This window comes from Streptomyces sp. NPDC088785 (genome assembly GCF_044750685.1).
Lineage (GTDB): Bacteria > Actinomycetota > Actinomycetes > Streptomycetales > Streptomycetaceae > Streptomyces.
This window is the reverse complement of the sequence record NZ_JBIVKH010000004.1, coordinates 536,251-552,469: the sequence shown is the minus strand read 5'-3', so window position 1 is coordinate 552,469 and position 16,219 is coordinate 536,251. Positions and strand designations below refer to the sequence as shown.

The following is a 16,219-nucleotide window of genomic DNA, read 5'->3' as shown; positions in this document are numbered from 1 at the left end:
ACACGATGCCCCGATGAAGGGTGATCTTTTCGCGAATGAGTTCATGGTCCAGGCCGCTGTCGCGCCGGGCATGTCCGTACAGAACGCCAAGTCGATCCGGTACGTCGTCGACGGGGAGATGATGGCGCGGCAGGGATCGATGATCGCCTACCGGGGGAATCTTCAGTTCGAGCGCAAGGGCCAGGGCGTCGGCGGCATGCTGAAGCGGGCCGTCACCGGTGAGGGGCTCGCCCTCATGAAGGTGAAGGGGCGGGGCGAGGCCTGGTTCGCGCAGGAGGCGCAGAACGTGTTCGTGGTGGACCTCGAACCCGGCGACGTCTTCACCGTCAACGGCCGCAACGTCCTGTGCTTCGACCCCACGCTGTCCTACGACATCAAGACGGTGAAGGGCGCGGGCATCAGCGGCGGCGGCCTCTTCAACAGCGTGTTCACCGGGCACGGCAGGCTGGGCCTGATCTGCGAGGGCAATCCGCTGGTGCTGCCGGTGACGGCGCAGCAGCCCGTGTACGTCGACACGGACGCGATCGTGGGCTGGAGCTCCGGCCTGCGCACGTCACTGCACCGCTCGCAGTCCATCGGGTCGATGATCCGCGGCGGGTCCGGCGAGGCGGTGCAACTCATGCTGGAGGGCGAGGGGTTCGTCGTGGTGCGGCCGAGCGAGGCCACTCCGCAGAGTCCGCAGCAGCACTAGCGGAGCCCGACGTCTTCACACTTCCCACCCCTTCCGTCCAAACCCGAAGAGCATGGTTGTGCGACTGTTGGTCGGTTGCTCGCGCACCTGTATCGGGGGAGATCCATGCGCACTCACACTGTTGCGGCTTCCGCCGCGCTGATTCTGTGCACGGTGCTGGGCTCGGCGGCTTGCTCGTCATCCCCTGAGAGCAAGCCGTCCACCGACAGCCCGTCCTCGGCCGAGCGGCACCCGGCGGGGAAGAGCACGCCCACCGGTGATCTGTCAGCATGTGCGACCCGCAGCGAGAAACTGCCGGAATTCTGCGAGGTCGACGTCGATGTCTCCGGCATCGGGATCGGGACTCCCGCGACGGAGCCTCCGGAGACGAACGCGACGATGGCGCCGCCGACGGACTGATCGTCTTCGCCGGGCCGGGCCCCAGCTGCCGCACAGTGGCACCGTCTGGACGGACGTCTGGAGGGGCGACATCGGCCGTCAGCCGCGAGAGATCTTCGTCGTCAGCCCGCCGACATGCCCTAGGGCCTGTCGGCGGAGCCCCGTCGTCCGTCCGGGGTGCGGGTCGGGTGTTCGGCCACCGCGATCCTGGCCAGTTTGGTGAGCATCATGCCGTTGCGCACCTTGACCAGGTAGTCGACCGGCAGGCCGTGCATCCGGGTGCCCGGGCCCCGCAGGGGGTGCCAGTCGAGGACGAACAGCGTGTGCTCGCCCCACGGGATCAGCTTCATGGCGACGCGGGCGGCGCCGAACGGGTCGGCCTTCGCCTCCAGCTCCAGCCGGTGCCCGGGCTCGCAGATCCGGACGGTGCTGGTGTCGTCCGTGGTCAGCGGGCCGATGCCGACCCGGAAGCGCAGTGTGCTGCCCACGGCCGGCCAGTCCGGGTGCACCGCGAGCACCTGCTGGTTGCCCGTCACCCATTCGCCGTAGCGATGGCCGTCGCACAGCAGCCGCCACACCTCGTCGGGCGGGCTCAGGACGAGTCGGCGGTTGCGGGCCACGATGATCACGCTCCTTCTCAGGACAAGCGTGCGACCCCGCCGCCGCTCCGGCAACCGCCGGTGCGGTGGGGCCGGGCTCAGGGCGCCGCGTCGTGGTCCTGCGCGAGGCGCACGTGCAGGTGCAGGTCCTCGACCGCGTCCGCGGCCGTCGCGGCGCTCCCGACGAAGCAGCAGACCAGCGCGGCGGCGAGGGCGGCGCGCCAGCAGCGGCGCCGGATCGACGGCGCCGGTTCGCCGTCGATGAGTGCCCTGACGCGACGCGGCACGGCCCCGCCCGCCGTGGCGAGGATCGCACCGCGACGGGCCGCCGGGCTCCGGGAGTCGTGCGCCGCCAGGGCCGCCCGGCCGATGGCACGCGCGGCCAGGGCCCGGTCCCCCACGGCCCGCGCGGCGTCCTCGTCGGCCCAGCGTTCAAGCGCGTAGGCGAGCGGCCCCCGGAGCCCGAGGAGCGCCGGGTGCAGGCGTGCGGCGATCTGGCCCGCCGCGAGGAACCGGTGGTGCCGGCACGCGAGGTGCGCTCTCTCGTGGGCGAAGAGCGCCTCCCGCTCGCCTGGGGGCAGGGACCGCAGCATCGCGGAGCTGACCACGATGTGCCCGGCCGCTCCCCGGCGGCCGGGGAGCGCGTAGGCGTACGGGAAGTCGTCCGGGCGTACGGACAGCTCGCCGCCCGCCGGTCCGACGGCCCGCCGCTCCGCGCGCACCTCCCGGTGGTGGCGGCTCATGACGCGGGCGACCCGGGTGAGGCCGACGGGCAGGGCGGCGAGTGCCAGCGGCGCCGCCCACAGGGCGGGCGCGGAGTATCCGGACATCCACCGCGGGTGGAAGCCGGCGACCGCGGCGACGGCCTCCACCCGCAGCAGGCCGAACGCGGCCAGGGAGCCGACGGCGACCGTGCTGCACGCGGCGAGGAGCACCATGCCCGCGAGCAGGGCCCACGCGGCGCGGCGCGGACTCAGCCCCGGCGTCACGTGGCGCAGCACGGGGACGGCGAACAGCGGCGCCAGGAGGGGGAGCCACACTCCGTAGATCAAGTCCGGGCCCCCTCTCCCCGCTGCTCGGTCATGACGCGCATTCTGGCAGAGGGCGACGGCCGAGCGGTCATCCGTCCGCCCCGGGCGGCTCTCAGCCGCGGTAGGTCTCCAGCAGTCGCAGCCACACCTCGCTCACCGTCGGGTAGGCCGGCACCGCGTGCCACAGCCGGTCGATCGGGACCTCGCCGGCGATGGCCACGGTCGCCGAGTGGATGAGCTCGCCGACGCCGGGGCCGACGAAGGTGACGCCGAGCAGCACCTCGCGGTCCAGGTCGACGATCATGCGGGCGCGGCCGGTGTAGCCGTCGGCGTAGAGGCTGGAGCCCGCCACGTTCGCCAGGTCGTAGTCGACGGCGCGGACGCGGTGGCCCGCCGCCTCGGCCTCGGCGAGGGTCAGGCCGGCGCTCGCGGCCTCCGGATCGGTGAAGACGACCTGCGGGACGGCCGCGTGGTCGGCGGTGGCGGCGTGGGCGCCCCAGCGGTCGGTCTCCAGGAGGGGCACGCCGGCCGCGCGGGCGGTGATCGCGGCGCCCGCGATCCGTGCCTGGTACTTGCCCTGGTGGGTGAGGAGCGCCCGGTGGTTGGCGTCGCCGACCGCGTAGAGCCAGTCGCTGCCCTCCACGCGCAGGCTGTCGTCCACGGGGAGCCAGGAGCCGGGGGTCAGCCCGACCGTGTCCAGGCCGATGTCCTCGGTGCGCGGGGCGCGGCCCGTCGCGAACAGGATCTCGTCGGCCTCCAGGACCGATCCGTCGGTGAGCGTGGCCGACACCGTGCCGTCCTTGCGCTCGACCGCCGTCACGGACACGCCGGTGCGCACGTCCGTCCCCGCCGCGCGCAGCGCGTCGACGACCAGCTCGCCGGCGAACGGCTCCATGCGGTCCAGCACGGCGGCACCGCGCACCAGCAGGGTGACCTGCGAGCCGAGGGCCTGCCAGGCCGTCGCCATCTCGGTGGCGACGACCCCGCCGCCGACCACGATCAGCCGTCCGGGCGCACGGTCGGCGCTCGTCGCCTCCCGGCTCGTCCAGGGCCGGACCTCCGGCAGGCCGGGCAGGTCCGGCAGGGCGGCGCGGGTGCCGGTGCACACCGCGACGGCGTGCCGGGCGGTGAGCACGGTCACCGTGCCGTCCTCGGCGGTCACCGTGACCCGGCGGGTGCCGTCGAGGCGGCCGTGGCCCCGGTGGAGGTCGGCTCCGACGGACTCGATCCAGCCGACCTGGCCGTCGTCCTTCCAGTGCGACGTGAAGTCGTCGCGGCGCGCGAGGACGGCGGCCGTGTCGAGGGGGCCCTCGACGGCCTGGCGCAGGCCCGGGACCCGCCGGGCGTCGGCCCGGGCGATCACCGGGCGCAGCAGCGCCTTGCTGGGCATGCACGCCCAGTACGAGCATTCGCCGCCGACGAGCTCGCTCTCCACGATCGCCGCGCTCAGGCCACCGGCCCGCACCCGGTCGGCGACGTTCTCCCCGACCGGTCCCGCCCCCAGCACTACAACGTCGTACACGTGGTCGTTCGTGGTATCCGTGGCATGTGTCATGGCGTCCAGTGTCGTCGTAGGTGTGCGTGTGGGCCACATGGGTATGGGCGCGGAATACGTCCGACGGCCGGACGGTTGTGCACGAAGGCATCGCCCCCGACGGCTTCGCCCCGAGATCCAGGAAGCAGGAAGAGGGAAACACCATGAGCAGCACCACCAAGGAGCTGACGAAGGAGAACTTCGATCAGACGGTCACGGAGAACGAGTTCGTGCTGATCGATTTCTGGGCGTCCTGGTGCGGTCCGTGTCGGCAGTTCGCCCCGGTCTACGAGAAGGCCGCCGAGGCCAACCCGGACCTGGTCTTCGGCAAGGTCGACACGGAGGCGCAGCCCGAGCTGGCCGCGGCCTTCGGCATCCAGTCGATCCCCACGCTGATGATCGTCCGTGACCAGGTGGCCGTGTTCGCCCAGCCGGGCGCGCTGCCGCAGGAGGCCCTGGACGACGTGATCGGGCAGGCCCGCAAGCTGGACATGGACGAGGTCCGCCGGTCCGTGGCCGAGCAGCAGGCGCAGGAAGGGCAGCAGGGGCAGCCGACCGAGGAGGCCTGAGCCCCTCGGCGCGGGGTGCGGCGCGGGTCAGCTCGACTCGCGCCGCACCAGGCTCGCGCCCAGCACCTCTCTGATCTCCGGCTCGGCCGGCGGGGTGCGCACCAGGCGGTCGACGAGCTCGGCCAGTTCCTGGCCCGAGGGCAGGGCGAGCCGGACGGTCGTCAGCCGGGGCCGCAGCAGCCGGCCCAGCATCAGGTCGTCGGCGCCGACGACGGCGACGTCGTCGGGCACGGTGACGCCCGCGTCCTGGAGCGCCCGCATCAGCAGCATCGCGTACTCGTCGTTGTAGGCGAAGACGGCACGCAGCCCCAACTGCCCTATCCGCCGCGCGACTTGTGCGGCCTGCTCCTCGTCGTAGGCGATCGGCAGCGCGACCGTCCCGACGCCCGCCTCCCGGATGCCCGCGAGGCGCGGCGCGGCGAACACGTCCAGCCCCTCCTCGCGCGGCATCAGCACGCCGGCCCGCCGGTGCCCGCGCTCGCGCAGATGCTCCGCCGCGACCCGCCCGACCGCGCGGTGGTCGGTGATCAGCGCGTGCGCGCCCGCCACCGGCTCCGCGCCGAGGGTGATGACGGCCCGGGCGCCGGACCGGTGCAGGATGTCGATGCCGCGCCGGCCCATCCCGAGCGGGGCGAGCACGGCGACGGGCCGGAGTTCGGCCCAGGCGCGGGCCGCGTCGTCACCGGCGACGCCCACGCTCCCGTACTGCACGGCGGTGTAGTCGAAGCGGCTCAGCGCCCACTGGAACTCGTTGAGGAATCCGCTGTACAGGGCGCCGACGGGGACGTCGGGCGTCGGCATGAGGACGATGCGGGTGTGTCCGGCGCGCAGGCTGCGGGCCGCCGCGTGCGGGACGTAGCCGAGTTCCCTGGCCGCCTCGTGGACCCGGCGCCGGGTCGGCTCGCTGATGCGTACGGCGCTGGTGTTGTTGAGGACGTAGCTGACGGTGGCGCGCGAGACGCCGGCCCGGCGGGCGACGTCCGCGCTCGTGGGCGCCGCACCGCGGAGCGGGCCCGCCGGGGCGCCGGACGGGGGTTGCCGGCTGGGTATCTGCGGTTTCCGCGGTTTCTGCACCATGACGTACGGCATCTTTCCAGAACGGCTCCGCGTGCCGGGCGCCGGGCGGGCACCCGGTGCCATTCTGCCGGTCAACGTGCCTGTGAGGCCAGGCAGTTGGGACGTCCGCGGCATCCTCGTCCGGGTCCGCCGCCCGGCCGGGGCGGCCGGATCTAGCCCTCGGCGAGCACCCGCCAGACGTCCGGGTCCTCGAAACCCAGCGCCCACAGCACCGTGTACGGGACGTCGTGGGCGCGCAGCACGGTGAGATGGGCGGCGGTGCCGCGCGCGTCCTGGTACCAGACGGTGCGCCGGGTCGCGCCGTCCCGGTAGGTGAAGTGCGGGGTGCTGGAGTCGGGGTCGAGGGCGTACGGCGCCTTCTCCTTGCGCCGCAGCGCCTCGGCGTCCTTCCATGTGACGTGCCGGGCGCGGCTCTTGTCGCCGACGGCCCAGTCCCAGCCGTAGCCGGGCAGCCCCGTCTCCAGCTTCTCGCGCGGGATCCGGGCGGTGGCGGTGGTGAGAATCTCGTCGTACCAGCGCGGGGTGGAGAGCGGGCCGGGCGCGCCCTCCGCGTAGTGCAGGTTGTACGCCATGACGCGGACCCGGTCCGCGGCGGCGCCCAGCCGCTCGTAGTCCCACACGCGGCCGGAGGCCCGGGTCTGTGGGGTCACGGTGGCGAAGCACTGCTTGTCCAGGGCGTGCAGGCGGGCGCAGAGGTCGGTGACGAAATCGGCGTAACCGGCGCGCACGGCGCGGTAGGTGGCGTCGGGGCTCGGGGCGATCGTCTCGTAGTCGAGGTCGATGCCGTCGTAGGCGCGGCTGCGGACGACGGCGAGGAGCGCGTCGACGTGCTCGGCGCGGCGGGCCGGGCTGGTCATGAGGGCGCCGAGGGCGCCGGGCTTCATCCGTTCCATGACGGTGGGGACGACCTGGATGCCCTTGTCGTGCAGGCCGTTCACGATGCGGCGCTCGCCCGCCCCCGGGTGGCCGTCGACGCGGGTCGCGGACTTGGCCTCGTACCAGAAGGGGCTGATGGTGCGGATCTGCCCGGCGTGCGCGAGGGCGTCGCGGTAGGCGTTCTCCTGGTCCCAGTAGGGCAGCCAGGCCGAGACGGTGCGCGGCGGGGGCGGGGCTTCGGCGGCGTGCGCGGTGACCGGGGCGAGGGCTCCGGCGAGGAGCAGCAGGGCGGCCGGGGCGATGAGGGGTATGCGTCGTCGTGCCATGCACCGAGCGTGCGGGCCGTCCGGTGGGCCCGCCGCACGGACTGGGCCGTCCAGGCTCTAACGTGACCCGCGTGACTGCCTTGACGGATGATTCCGCGAACGAGCACCCGGGCCGCTTCGGAGCGACGGCGACGGTGCAGGCCGAGCCGGACCGGGTCGGTCCGGTGCGCACCGAGTACGCGCCCGCGCACGACGGCGACCCCGACCCGGGCGAGATCGTCTGGACGTGGGTGCCCTTCGAGGAGAACGACGGGCGCGGCAAGGACCGGCCGGTGCTCGTCGTCGCCCGCGAGGCGGCCGGGACGCTGCTGGCCGTGCAGCTGTCGAGCAAGCGGCACGACCGGGACCGCGAGTGGGTGGCGCTCGGCGCCGGACCCTGGGACCGCGAGGGCCGGGACTCGTGGGTGGATCTCGACCGGGTGCTGCGGGTGCACGAGCGGGGCATGCGGCGCGAGGCGTGCGCGCTGGACCGCGGCCGTTTCGACACGGTGGTGCTGCGGCTGCGGGAGCGCTACGGCTGGCGCTGAGCGGCCGGCCCGGCGGCGCCGGTGAGGACCCGCTCGAAGGCCGAGCGGGTCGCCGCGCCCTTCGTGCGGTCGAGGACCGCGAAGACGACCTGCTCGAAGCGGCCGTGGAAGCGCCCGGCCATCGGGTCGAGCAGTTGTGCGAACACCCGCGCGACCTGCTCCGGGTCGTTGCGGAAGACGCCGCAGCCCCAGGCCCCGAGCACCAGCCGCCGGTAGCCGTGCCGGGCCGCGACCTCCAGGACGCGCTCGGCGCGGCGGGCGAGCGCCACGGGGATCCGGTCGACCCGCTCGGGCGTGCGGCGCGCGATCACCCCGGCGTTCGGCGCGGGGCAGGTCAGGAAGCCCGCCTCGTAGGGCTCGTCGAGGAGCCGCCCGCTGTCGTCCCGGAACACCGGTACGCCGGGGCTGTGGATGACCCGGTCGCTGTAGAACACGTCCCGGTCCGCGCGGTGGTGGGCGTAGAACTCCGGCACGGCGAGCAGGCAGGTGTACAGCGCCGAGGAGCGGCAGAGGGCCTCCTCCTGGGCCTGCGCGCCGGCCAGGTGGCCGCCGCCGGGGTTGCGGGCGGAGGCGAAGTTCAGCACCGCGACCGGCTCCGCCCGCTCCCCCGTCATGCGGCGCGCCGCGCCGAGACTGCTCTCCCCCGTGACCTCGGGCGACGGCCACGGCGCCGCGACGGCCGGCGCGGGCGGCACGGCGACCGGCTCCGGGCCGTACAGCCGCGTGCCCTGCCTGGCCCGTGCCACCGCGCCGGCGAGGTGGATCGTGCGCCCGTCCCCCGTGACGTACGCCCCCGTGGCGACGATCTCCTCCGTGCGCTGCGCGAGCTCCCGCAACCGGGCGCTCACGCGCGCTCCCCCGCGACGTCCCCCGTCGGTTCCATGAACTCATCGTGTGCGCCCGGTGGCCCCGCGGACAACAGGTTTTCCGCGCACCGATCCGGCCACACCCAGCGCCAGGGGCACCCTTGTGCGATTCCCGGCGAGGGTCTTGGGTAGACGGGCGTTGCCCGAAACGGCCCGACCCGGGCCGAATCGCCGCCGTGGCCCCGACCAGGGACCATGGGACGGGTGAGGACCAGGAGGAATCCCGGTATGAGTGAGGAAGACTGTAGGAGCCTCGGCGAACCGCTCGCCGAGGCCGCCGAGGTGGAGGCCCTGATCCGGGGCATCTGCTTCAAGACCGGACCGCCGCGCGCGGTCGGCGTGGAGCTGGAATGGCTCGTCCACGAGCCGGGCCCGCAGGGGGCGCCCTGGCTTCCGTTACCCCCCGAGCGGCTCGACGCGGCCTATGCCGCACTGCACACCGTCCCCCTGCGTTCGTTGATCACCGTGGAACCCGGCGGCCAGCTGGAGCTCAGTTCGCTCCCCGCCGCCACCCTGACGGAGTGCGTCTCGGCCATGCGGGTCGATCTGACCGCCGTCCGCACCGTGCTCCGCGACCACGGGCTCGTCCTCTCCGGCCGGGGGACCGACCCCTGGCGGCCACCCCGGCGGGTGCTCCGCGAACCCCGCTACGACGCCCTGGAGGCCTCCCTCGACCGGGCCGGTCCCGCCGGCCGCTCCATGATGTGCTCGTCGGCGTCCGTGCAGGTGTGTCTGGACGCGGGGTACGAGGAGCCGGGCCCGCTGGGTCACGGCAGGCGCTGGGTGCTGTCGCACCTGCTCGGTGCCGTCCTGGTCGCCGCTTTCGCCAATTCGCCGATGCTGTCCGGGCGGGCCACCGGCTGGCGCTCCACCCGGCAGCTGCTGTGGGAGCGCATCGACCCGGGGCGCTCGGGCGCGCCGGGTTCGACCGCCGCGCCGCGCGCGGCGTGGGCCCGGCACGTGCTCGACTCGCCGGTGATGTGCGTGCGCGCGGACAGCGGGCCGTGGGAGGTGCCCGACCGGCTGACGTTCCGCGAGTGGATCCGCACGGGCGGCCCGCGGCCGCCGACCCGGTCCGACCTCGACTACCACCTGACCACGCTGTTCCCGCCGGTGCGCCCGCGCGGCCACCTCGAACTCCGCATGATCGACGCCCAGCCGGGCGACGACGGCTGGGTGATCCCGCTCGCCGTGACGACGGCCCTCTTCGACGACCCGCAGGCGGCGGAGACCGCCTACCGGGCCGTGAAGCGGCTGGCGGAGCGTTCGGGGCCGCTGCCCGCGCCGCACAACCCGCTGTGGCAGGACGCGGCCCGCCTCGCCCTCACCGATCCGGAGCTGCGGGAGGCGGCCACGGCCTGCTTCACCGCGGCGCTCGACGCGCTCCCCCGGATCGGCGCGGACCCCGAGGTGTGCCGGGCCGTCGACGACTTCACCCGGCGGTACGTGCTGCGGGGCCGCTGCCCCGCCGACGACGTGCTCGATCAGCTCAGCGACCCCGCGACCGCATCCGCCCAGGGGAGGGCCGTCCGCTCATGACCACTCAGCAGAACCGGGAGACCACCGGGCCCGAGAGCACCGACCCGGAGGCGCTCAGGCGCCGCGCGGTCGACGCCCTGGAGACCGCGCGGCGCCGCACGACGCTGCTCACGAGCTGCGTCGAGGAACCCGAACTGACCGCACAGCACTCGCCGTTGATGTCCCCCCTGGTGTGGGACCTCGCACACATCGGCAACCAGGAGGAGCAGTGGCTGCTGCGGGCCGTCGGCGGGCGGGAGGCGATCCGCCCGGAGATCGACCCGCTGTACGACGCGTTCGAGCATCCGCGCTCCGAGCGGCCCAAGCTGCCGCTGCTGGCGCCGCGGGAGGCGCGCGGTTACGCGGCCGAGGTGCGCGGCCGGGCCCTCGACGTGCTGGCGGACGCCTCGTTCGAGGCCGACGGCGCGGCGCGGCTGACCCGGTCGGGCTTCGCCTTCGGCATGATCGCGCAGCACGAGCAGCAGCACGACGAGACGATGCTGATCACCCATCAGCTCCGGTCCGGGGCCGCCGCGCTGACGGCGCCGGATCCCGAGCCGCTCGACGGCCCGTACACCGGGCCGGCCGAAGTGCTCGTCCCCGGCGGCCCGTTCACGATGGGCACGTCGGCGGAGCCGTGGGCGCTGGACAACGAACGGCCCGCCCACACCCGCACGGTGCCGCCGTTCCACCTCGACACGACGCCGGTGACGAACGGGAAGTATCTGGATTTCATGGCGGACGGCGGCTACCGCACGCCCGGATGGTGGGCCGCGCCGGGCTGGGAGCTGGTGCGTGAACACGGCCTGGAGGCGCCGCGGTTCTGGTGGCGGGACGCGGGCGGGCAGTGGCTGCGCCGGCGGTTCGGCGTCACCGAGGTCGTGCCGCCCGACGAGCCGGTGCTGCACGTGAGCTGGTACGAGGCCGACGCCTACGCCCGCTGGGCGGGCCGCCGGCTGCCGACGGAGGAGGAGTGGGAGAAGGCGGCCCGCTTCGACCCGGCGACGGGCCGTTCGACCCGCTACCCGTGGGGTGACGCCGACCCGACGCCGGAGCGGGCGAACCTGGGCCAGCGCCACCTGCGCCCCGCCCCCGCGGGCAGCTATCCGCTCGGCGCGTCCCCGCTCGGGGTGCGGCAGCTGATCGGCGACGTGTGGGAGTGGACGTCGAGCGACTTCCTGCCCTACCCCGGATTCGCCCCGTACCCGTACCGCGAGTATTCGGACGTCTTCTTCGGATCCGAGCACAAGGTGCTGCGCGGCGGCTCGTTCGCGGTGGACCAGGTGGTGTGCCGGGGCACGTTCCGCAACTGGGACTATCCGGTGCGCCGGCAGATCTTCGCCGGCTTCCGCACGGCCCGGGACGGCTCCTGATGTGCCGCCATCTGGCCTACCTGGGGCCGCCGGTGGCGCTGGGCGAGGTGTTGAACGCCCCGTCGCACAGCCTGTTCCGGCAGTCCTGGGCGCCGCGCAGGCAGCGGCACGGCACGGTCAACGCCGACGGTTTCGGGGTGGGCTGGTACGCGGACGGCGACCCGGTGCCCGCCCGCTACCGCCGGTTCGGGCCGGTCTGGGCCGACGCCTCGTACGCGGACCTGACCCGGGTCGTCCGCTCCGGGGCGCTGCTGGCCGCCGTACGGGACGCGACGCTCGCGGGCGCGGACGGGGAGGCCGCGGCGGCGCCGTACGCGGCGGGCCCCTGGCTGTTCAGCCACAACGGCGCGGTGCCGGGCTGGCCCGGGTCGCTGACGCCGCTGGTGTCCGCGCTGCCCGCCGCCGACCTGCTGTCCCTGGAGGCGCGGTGCGACGCGGCGTTCCTGTGGGCGCTCGCCCTGCACCGGCTGCGCACCGGGGACGAGCCCGCCCAGGCGCTGGCCGACACCGTCCTGGACGTGGCCGCGCTCCAGCCCGCGGCCCGCCTCAACCTCCTGCTCACCAACGGCGAGACGATCGCCGCGACGGCCTGGGGCGACACCCTGTGGTACCGCGCGGACCCCGCGCACGGCACGGTCGTCGCCTCCGAGCCCTACGACGACGACCCGCGCTGGACCGAGGTACCCGACCGCACCCTGCTCGCCGCGAGCCGCACCGATGTCCTCCTCACCCCGCTGAAGGAGCCTGCCGCGTGACCACGAACGATCCTGCGACCCCCTTCGACGTCACCCGCACCCTGCCCGCGGACGCCACCGGCGCGGCCCTGCGCGCCGACGTGCTGCACGGGCTGACCCGCACCCCGAGGACGCTGCCGCCCAAGTGGTTCTACGACGCGCGCGGCAGCGAGCTGTTCGACGAGATCACGACCCTGCCCGAGTACTACCCGACCCGGGCCGAACGGGAGATCCTGCTGGCCCGCGCGGCGGAGATCGCGGCGGCCTGCGGCGCGCGCACCCTGGTCGAGCTGGGCTCGGGCTCCTCCGACAAGACCCGTCACCTGCTGGACGCGCTGCCGGACCTGGCGGCGTACGTGCCGGTGGACGTCAGCGAGAGCGCGCTGCGGGGCGCGGCGACGGCGCTGCTCGCCGAGCGTCCCGGGCTGGGCATCCACGCCCTGGTCGCCGACTTCACCCGGGCCCTCGTCCTGCCCGCGACGCCGGGACCGCGCCTGGTGGCGTTCCTCGGCGGCACGATCGGCAATCTGCTGCCCGAGGAGCGGACGGCGTTCCTCGCGGCGGTGCGCGGCATGCTGGCGCCGGGGGACTTCTTCCTGCTCGGCACGGACCTGGTCAAGGACGAGGGGGTGCTGGTGGCCGCGTACGACGACGCGGCCGGGGTCACCGCCGCGTTCAACAAGAACGTGCTGACCGTGATGAACCGCGAGCTGGACGCCGACTTCGACCCGGACGCCTTCGAGCACGTCGCCGTCTGGGACGCCCGCGCCGAGTGGATCGAGATGCGGCTGCGCTCCACGCGGACCCAGGCCGTCAAGATCCCGGCGGTGGACCTGGCGCTCGAGTTCGCGGCGGGCGAGGAGGTGCGCACCGAGGTGTCCGCCAAGTTCCGGCGCGACGGTGTCACGGAGGAACTGCGGTCCGCCGGGCTGGAGTTGACGCACTGGTGGACCGATGAGGCGGGGAGGTTCGCGCTGTCCCTCGCCGCCGTCGCGGGCTGACCGGGCGGGGCGGCGCTACTCCGCGCGGTCGTCCAGGCGCCTGGTGATCTCCTTCGACGCCTTCCTGGCCTCCGTCTTCGGGTCGCCGCCCATCAGCACCCGGGACATGTAGGACTTGATGGGGTTGTCGGCGGCCTCCACCGCCGACCACAGCGGTGAGGCCGGGGTCGCCTTGCCGTGGGCGGCGCCCACGGCCATCGCGGCGACGCCGGGCTCGCCGGCCACGGCGGCGGCCAGCGTGGTCTTGTTCGGCACGTAGTTCATGGTCCTGGCCAGGTCGGTGTTCCACTTCTTCCCGGCCAGGGCCTCCACCACCGCGACCGCGCCCGAGCGGTGGGCGGTGTGCGCGGGGACGACGAGGTCGGAGCCGCCGGTGAACACGGCGCCCGCCCGTGCCGCCGTCCGCCCCGGGATGGGGAAGAAGCCGAGCTTGCCCTTGAGGGACGGGTTCTTCTGGAGGATGCGCTGGGCCGCGCCCGGCACCGAGATGATCTGGGCGACGTCGCCCTCGGCGAACCGGTCGGCCTGCGAGGGGTGTTCCTCGTCGGCGTCCTTGGGGCCGTCGCCGAGCGCCTGGAGCTGCGCGTAGAAGGCCATGCCGCGCAGCGCCGCGTCCGAGTCGAGGGCGCCGGTCCAGGTGCCGGCCGACTCGTGGGCGAGTTCGCCGCCCTCGTCCCAGATGAAGCCCGACAGCGTGTACCAGTCCTGCCCGGCGAGGTAGATGCCCTGCTTGCCGCCGGAGCCGAGGCGGCGCGTGACGTCGAGCCACTCGTCGCGGGTCCTCGGCGGCTTCTTGATGCCGGCGGCGTCGAAGAGGGACGTGTGGTAGATGACGACGCGGTTGGCGGCGTACCAGGGGACGCCGAACTGCCGGCCCTGGTCGGAGCCGGGCTCGGCGAGACCGGGCAGCCAGTCGTCCATGCCGAGGTCGCGCGCGGACTCCAGCGAGAGGTCGAGCAGTCCGTCGCCGTCGGCGTATCCCGGCACCTGGGTGTTGCCGACCTCGATGACGTCGGGGACGGAGTCGTCGCCGTCCTTGGCGGCGAGCGCCTTGGCCACCTTCTCGCCGATGCCCGTCCACTCCTGGATGCGGACGTCGATGCGCAGGTCGGCGTGGGTGGCCTCGAACTCCTTGGTGAACCGCGCGATGAAGGCGTCCGAGGCACTGCCCTTCATCAGCCACACGGTGATGGTGGTCCGTCCGGCGTCACCGCCCGGCAGGACGTCGCAGGCCGTGGTCAGCAGGCCGGACGCGGCGAGGAGGGGACCGAGGGACAGCACGGCACGGCGGGAGATCACGTGGGTCACTTTCTTCCTGCGGACAGGGAGGCGGGGCCCGGCGTGGGGGACGAGCGGGATGCTCGTACGGGTGTGGGTGGATTTTGGTATGGACCAATGCCCGGGTCAAGAGTTACCGGAAAGTAAGTAGCGGGCGGCTCCCTCGCGGAAGCGGTCGGCCTGGGGCACGGTGGAACCATGTCGAATCACACGTACCGCGTCACGGAGATCGTCGGCACCTCCCACGAGGGGATCGACCAGGCGATCCGCAATGGCATCAGCCGCGCCTCGCAGACCCTGCGCAACCTCGACTGGTTCGAGGTCACGCAGGTCAGGGGCCAGATCGTGGACGGGGAGGTCGAGCACTACCAGGTGGGCCTGAAGGTGGGTTTCCGCCTCGACGCCGACGCCTGACCCCGCGCGGCCCACCGACGGCGGGCCGGGCGGTCGGCCGTCGCTGGGTGTCCGAAGGTGTGTGTGTCCGAAGGTGTGGGTGTCCGAAGGTGCTGTGGCTTCGGCCGTGGGTGAGGTGGTCGGCGCGATCAGAAGGCTGGGGTTCGCGGCGCACCCCTCGTGCGACTACGAGCACCTCCTGCCCGGGGCGCGGGCGGGGAGATCCGGGTGAGAACCCGGCGCGTGTACGAGGTCGACAGAGATTCAGAGACGAAGATCGGAAACGTCGGCGCAAGCCGGTAGGTTCGGAAAGGAACACCTCGGCGTCGAGCCGCAGGGCACGTCAGTTGCTCACGTAGGCGCAGCGGGCCTCGGCAGCGGGAGGCGGATTCAGCCCTCTGCCGGGAATCCCCGCGGGCCCGGTGCGTTGAACAGGACGTGAGCACCGTGATCGAAAAGACCCGCTTCTCCGTCCTGGACCGCTCCCGCACCCGCGAGGGCCACTCCGGTGCCGACGCGCTGCGTGACACCGTCGCGCTCGCCCAGGACCTGGAACGGCTCGGCTATCACCGGTTCTGGGTCAGCGAGCACCACGGTGTGCCCGGGGTGGCCGGTTCGGCGCCGACGGTGCTCGCGGCGGCCGTCGCGGCGGCGACCCGCACCCTGCGCGTCGGCACCGGCGGCGTCATGCTGCCCAATCACCAGCCGCTGGTCGTGGCCGAGCAGTTCGGGGTCCTGGAGTCGCTCTTCCCGGGCCGCATCGACATGGGCCTGGGCCGTTCGGTCGGCTTCACGGACGGGGTGCGCCGGGCGCTGGGCCGGGACAAGGACGTGGCCGACGACTTCGCCGGCCAGCTCGACGAACTCCTGGCGTTCTTCGCCGGTACGTCGGCGACGCGGGCGCACGCCCGGCCGTCGGAGGGGCTGACCGTGCCGCCGTTCGTGCTGGCGATGGGCGAGGGGGCCGCGATCGCGGCGCGGGCGGGCCTGCCCATGGTCATCGGTGATCTCCGCGACCGGGAGAGGATGCTGCGCGGCATCGAGCGCTACCGCGCCGGGTTCCGCCCGTCCCGGTGGGCGGCGGAGCCGTATGTGGTGATCTCCGGGACCGTCGCGGTCGCGGGCAGCGAGCCGGAGGCCCGCCGGCTGCTGGTCCCGGAGGCGTGGTCGATGGCCCACTCCCGCACGCACGGCACGTTCCCGCCGCTGCCGCCCGCCGAGCGGGTGGCGACCCTGGAGCTGACGGCCAAGGAGCGCGAGTTCTACGAGGCCGGTCTGCGCGGCCACCTCGCGGGCACCGAACAGCAGGTCGCGGACGGGCTCGCCGCGGTGATCGAGGCGAGCGGGGCGCAGGAGGTGCTGGTCACGACCAGTACGTACGACCGTGAGGGGCTGCTGGAGTCGTTCCGGCGGCTGGCCCGGATCGCCCGGCTGACGCCCGCCTGACG

Annotated in this window: 17 protein-coding genes; 10 read left to right on the top strand and 7 right to left on the bottom strand. The window is 73.9% G+C overall.

Going from position 1 to position 16,219, the window contains the following annotated elements; genetic code table 11:
• The first annotated feature begins 13 nt into the window (after positions 1-13).
• Entirely contained in the window at positions 14-691 is a 678-nt protein-coding gene (locus tag ACIP5K_RS16460; protein ID WP_401409960.1) for an AIM24 family protein, read from the top strand.
• A 105-nt stretch (positions 692-796) separates the two neighbouring features.
• On the top strand, positions 797-1,090 hold the full coding sequence (locus tag ACIP5K_RS16455) for a hypothetical protein (RefSeq protein ID WP_401409959.1): 294 nt from the start codon (positions 797-799) through the stop codon (positions 1,088-1,090).
• Between the two features lie 119 nt (positions 1,091-1,209).
• On the opposite strand, the gene ACIP5K_RS16450 is transcribed toward ACIP5K_RS16455, so the two are convergent.
• From ACIP5K_RS16450 to ACIP5K_RS16440, 3 genes are all read right to left on the bottom strand, one after another.
• The gene (locus ACIP5K_RS16450; RefSeq protein ID WP_401409957.1) at positions 1,210-1,689 is read right to left on the bottom strand and encodes an SRPBCC family protein; all 480 of its coding nucleotides are present in this window, start codon (positions 1,687-1,689) and stop codon (positions 1,210-1,212) included.
• 77 nt (positions 1,690-1,766) lie between these two features.
• Entirely contained in the window at positions 1,767-2,720 is a 954-nt protein-coding gene (locus tag ACIP5K_RS16445; RefSeq protein WP_401409955.1) for a M56 family metallopeptidase, read from the bottom strand.
• 91 nt (positions 2,721-2,811) lie between these two features.
• Complete coding sequence (locus ACIP5K_RS16440; protein WP_401409953.1) at positions 2,812-4,254, bottom strand: dihydrolipoyl dehydrogenase family protein; 1,443 nt, start codon at positions 4,252-4,254, stop codon at positions 2,812-2,814.
• A gap of 143 nt (positions 4,255-4,397) precedes the next feature.
• Between ACIP5K_RS16440 and trxA the strand changes: the two genes are divergently transcribed.
• A complete protein-coding gene (gene trxA / locus ACIP5K_RS16435; protein ID WP_401409951.1) occupies positions 4,398-4,802 on the top strand; it encodes a thioredoxin in 405 nt (134 codons plus the stop codon).
• 27 nt (positions 4,803-4,829) lie between these two features.
• On the opposite strand, the gene ACIP5K_RS16430 is transcribed toward trxA, so the two are convergent.
• Both ACIP5K_RS16430 and ACIP5K_RS16425 read right to left on the bottom strand, forming a co-directional pair.
• Positions 4,830-5,879 (bottom strand): LacI family DNA-binding transcriptional regulator, encoded by a 1,050-nt coding sequence (locus ACIP5K_RS16430; protein ID WP_401409950.1) that lies wholly within the window; start codon positions 5,877-5,879, stop codon positions 4,830-4,832.
• A gap of 152 nt (positions 5,880-6,031) precedes the next feature.
• Positions 6,032-7,081 carry a glycosyl hydrolase family 18 protein gene (locus tag ACIP5K_RS16425; protein ID WP_401409948.1) on the bottom strand — a complete coding sequence of 350 codons (1,050 nt, stop codon included), beginning with the start codon at positions 7,079-7,081 and terminating at the stop codon, positions 6,032-6,034.
• 71 nt (positions 7,082-7,152) lie between these two features.
• Here ACIP5K_RS16425 and ACIP5K_RS16420 point away from each other — a divergent pair, with 71 nt between their 5' ends.
• Positions 7,153-7,608: a type II toxin-antitoxin system PemK/MazF family toxin gene (locus tag ACIP5K_RS16420; protein ID WP_401409947.1), complete on the top strand. Its 456-nt coding sequence runs from the start codon at positions 7,153-7,155 to the stop codon at positions 7,606-7,608.
• Here the strand turns inward: ACIP5K_RS16420 and ACIP5K_RS16415 are convergent.
• On the bottom strand, positions 7,593-8,456 hold the full coding sequence (locus tag ACIP5K_RS16415) for a TIGR02452 family protein (protein ID WP_401409946.1): 864 nt from the start codon (positions 8,454-8,456) through the stop codon (positions 7,593-7,595). The two genes, ACIP5K_RS16420 and ACIP5K_RS16415, sit on opposite strands and share 16 nt — an antisense overlap.
• Before the next feature lie 246 nt (positions 8,457-8,702).
• Here ACIP5K_RS16415 and egtA point away from each other — a divergent pair, with 246 nt between their 5' ends.
• Genes egtA through egtD form a run of 4 tightly spaced genes read left to right on the top strand, consistent with a single transcriptional unit; the run spans position 8,703 to position 13,100 of the window.
• Complete coding sequence (gene egtA / locus ACIP5K_RS16410) at positions 8,703-10,013, top strand: ergothioneine biosynthesis glutamate--cysteine ligase EgtA (RefSeq protein ID WP_401409945.1); 1,311 nt, start codon at positions 8,703-8,705, stop codon at positions 10,011-10,013.
• A complete protein-coding gene (gene egtB / locus ACIP5K_RS16405) occupies positions 10,010-11,365 on the top strand; it encodes an ergothioneine biosynthesis protein EgtB (protein WP_401409944.1) in 1,356 nt (451 codons plus the stop codon). Before egtA ends, egtB begins: the two co-directional genes overlap by 4 nt.
• Positions 11,365-12,120, top strand: a complete 756-nt coding sequence (gene egtC, locus ACIP5K_RS16400) for an ergothioneine biosynthesis protein EgtC (RefSeq protein WP_401409943.1) — start codon at positions 11,365-11,367, stop codon at positions 12,118-12,120. Before egtB ends, egtC begins: the two co-directional genes overlap by 1 nt.
• A complete protein-coding gene (egtD, locus tag ACIP5K_RS16395) occupies positions 12,117-13,100 on the top strand; it encodes an L-histidine N(alpha)-methyltransferase (protein ID WP_401409941.1) in 984 nt (327 codons plus the stop codon). The genes egtC and egtD overlap by 4 nt, the downstream gene beginning before the upstream one ends.
• 15 nt (positions 13,101-13,115) lie before the next feature.
• Here egtD and ACIP5K_RS16390 read toward each other — a convergent pair whose 3' ends face one another.
• Complete coding sequence (locus ACIP5K_RS16390) at positions 13,116-14,408, bottom strand: extracellular solute-binding protein (RefSeq protein WP_401409940.1); 1,293 nt, start codon at positions 14,406-14,408, stop codon at positions 13,116-13,118.
• A 168-nt stretch (positions 14,409-14,576) separates the two neighbouring features.
• Here ACIP5K_RS16390 and ACIP5K_RS16385 point away from each other — a divergent pair, with 168 nt between their 5' ends.
• Both ACIP5K_RS16385 and ACIP5K_RS16380 read left to right on the top strand, forming a co-directional pair.
• Entirely contained in the window at positions 14,577-14,792 is a 216-nt protein-coding gene (locus ACIP5K_RS16385; RefSeq protein WP_401409938.1) for a dodecin, read from the top strand.
• 417 nt (positions 14,793-15,209) lie between these two features.
• Complete coding sequence (locus tag ACIP5K_RS16380) at positions 15,210-16,217, top strand: LLM class flavin-dependent oxidoreductase (protein WP_401409936.1); 1,008 nt, start codon at positions 15,210-15,212, stop codon at positions 16,215-16,217.
• The last annotated feature ends 2 nt before the right edge of the window (positions 16,218-16,219 follow it).

What these genes read in the sequence shown, in the direction of transcription:
- ACIP5K_RS16460 (WP_401409960.1), top strand. Translation starts at nt 14, where the DNA reads ATGAAGGGTGATCTTTTCGCGAATGAGTTCATGGTCCAGGCCGCTGTC.
- ACIP5K_RS16455 (WP_401409959.1), top strand. Translation starts at nt 797, where the DNA reads ATGCGCACTCACACTGTTGCGGCTTCCGCCGCGCTGATTCTGTGCACG.
- ACIP5K_RS16440 (WP_401409953.1), bottom strand. Translation starts at nt 4,254, where the DNA reads ATGACACATGCCACGGATACCACGAACGACCACGTGTACGACGTTGTA.
- trxA (WP_401409951.1), top strand. Translation starts at nt 4,398, where the DNA reads ATGAGCAGCACCACCAAGGAGCTGACGAAGGAGAACTTCGATCAGACG.
- ACIP5K_RS16430 (WP_401409950.1), bottom strand. Translation starts at nt 5,879, where the DNA reads ATGGTGCAGAAACCGCGGAAACCGCAGATACCCAGCCGGCAACCCCCG.
- ACIP5K_RS16425 (WP_401409948.1), bottom strand. Translation starts at nt 7,081, where the DNA reads ATGGCACGACGACGCATACCCCTCATCGCCCCGGCCGCCCTGCTGCTC.
- egtA (WP_401409945.1), top strand. Translation starts at nt 8,703, where the DNA reads ATGAGTGAGGAAGACTGTAGGAGCCTCGGCGAACCGCTCGCCGAGGCC.
- egtB (WP_401409944.1), top strand. Translation starts at nt 10,010, where the DNA reads ATGACCACTCAGCAGAACCGGGAGACCACCGGGCCCGAGAGCACCGAC.
- egtC (WP_401409943.1), top strand. Translation starts at nt 11,365, where the DNA reads ATGTGCCGCCATCTGGCCTACCTGGGGCCGCCGGTGGCGCTGGGCGAG.
- ACIP5K_RS16385 (WP_401409938.1), top strand. Translation starts at nt 14,577, where the DNA reads ATGTCGAATCACACGTACCGCGTCACGGAGATCGTCGGCACCTCCCAC.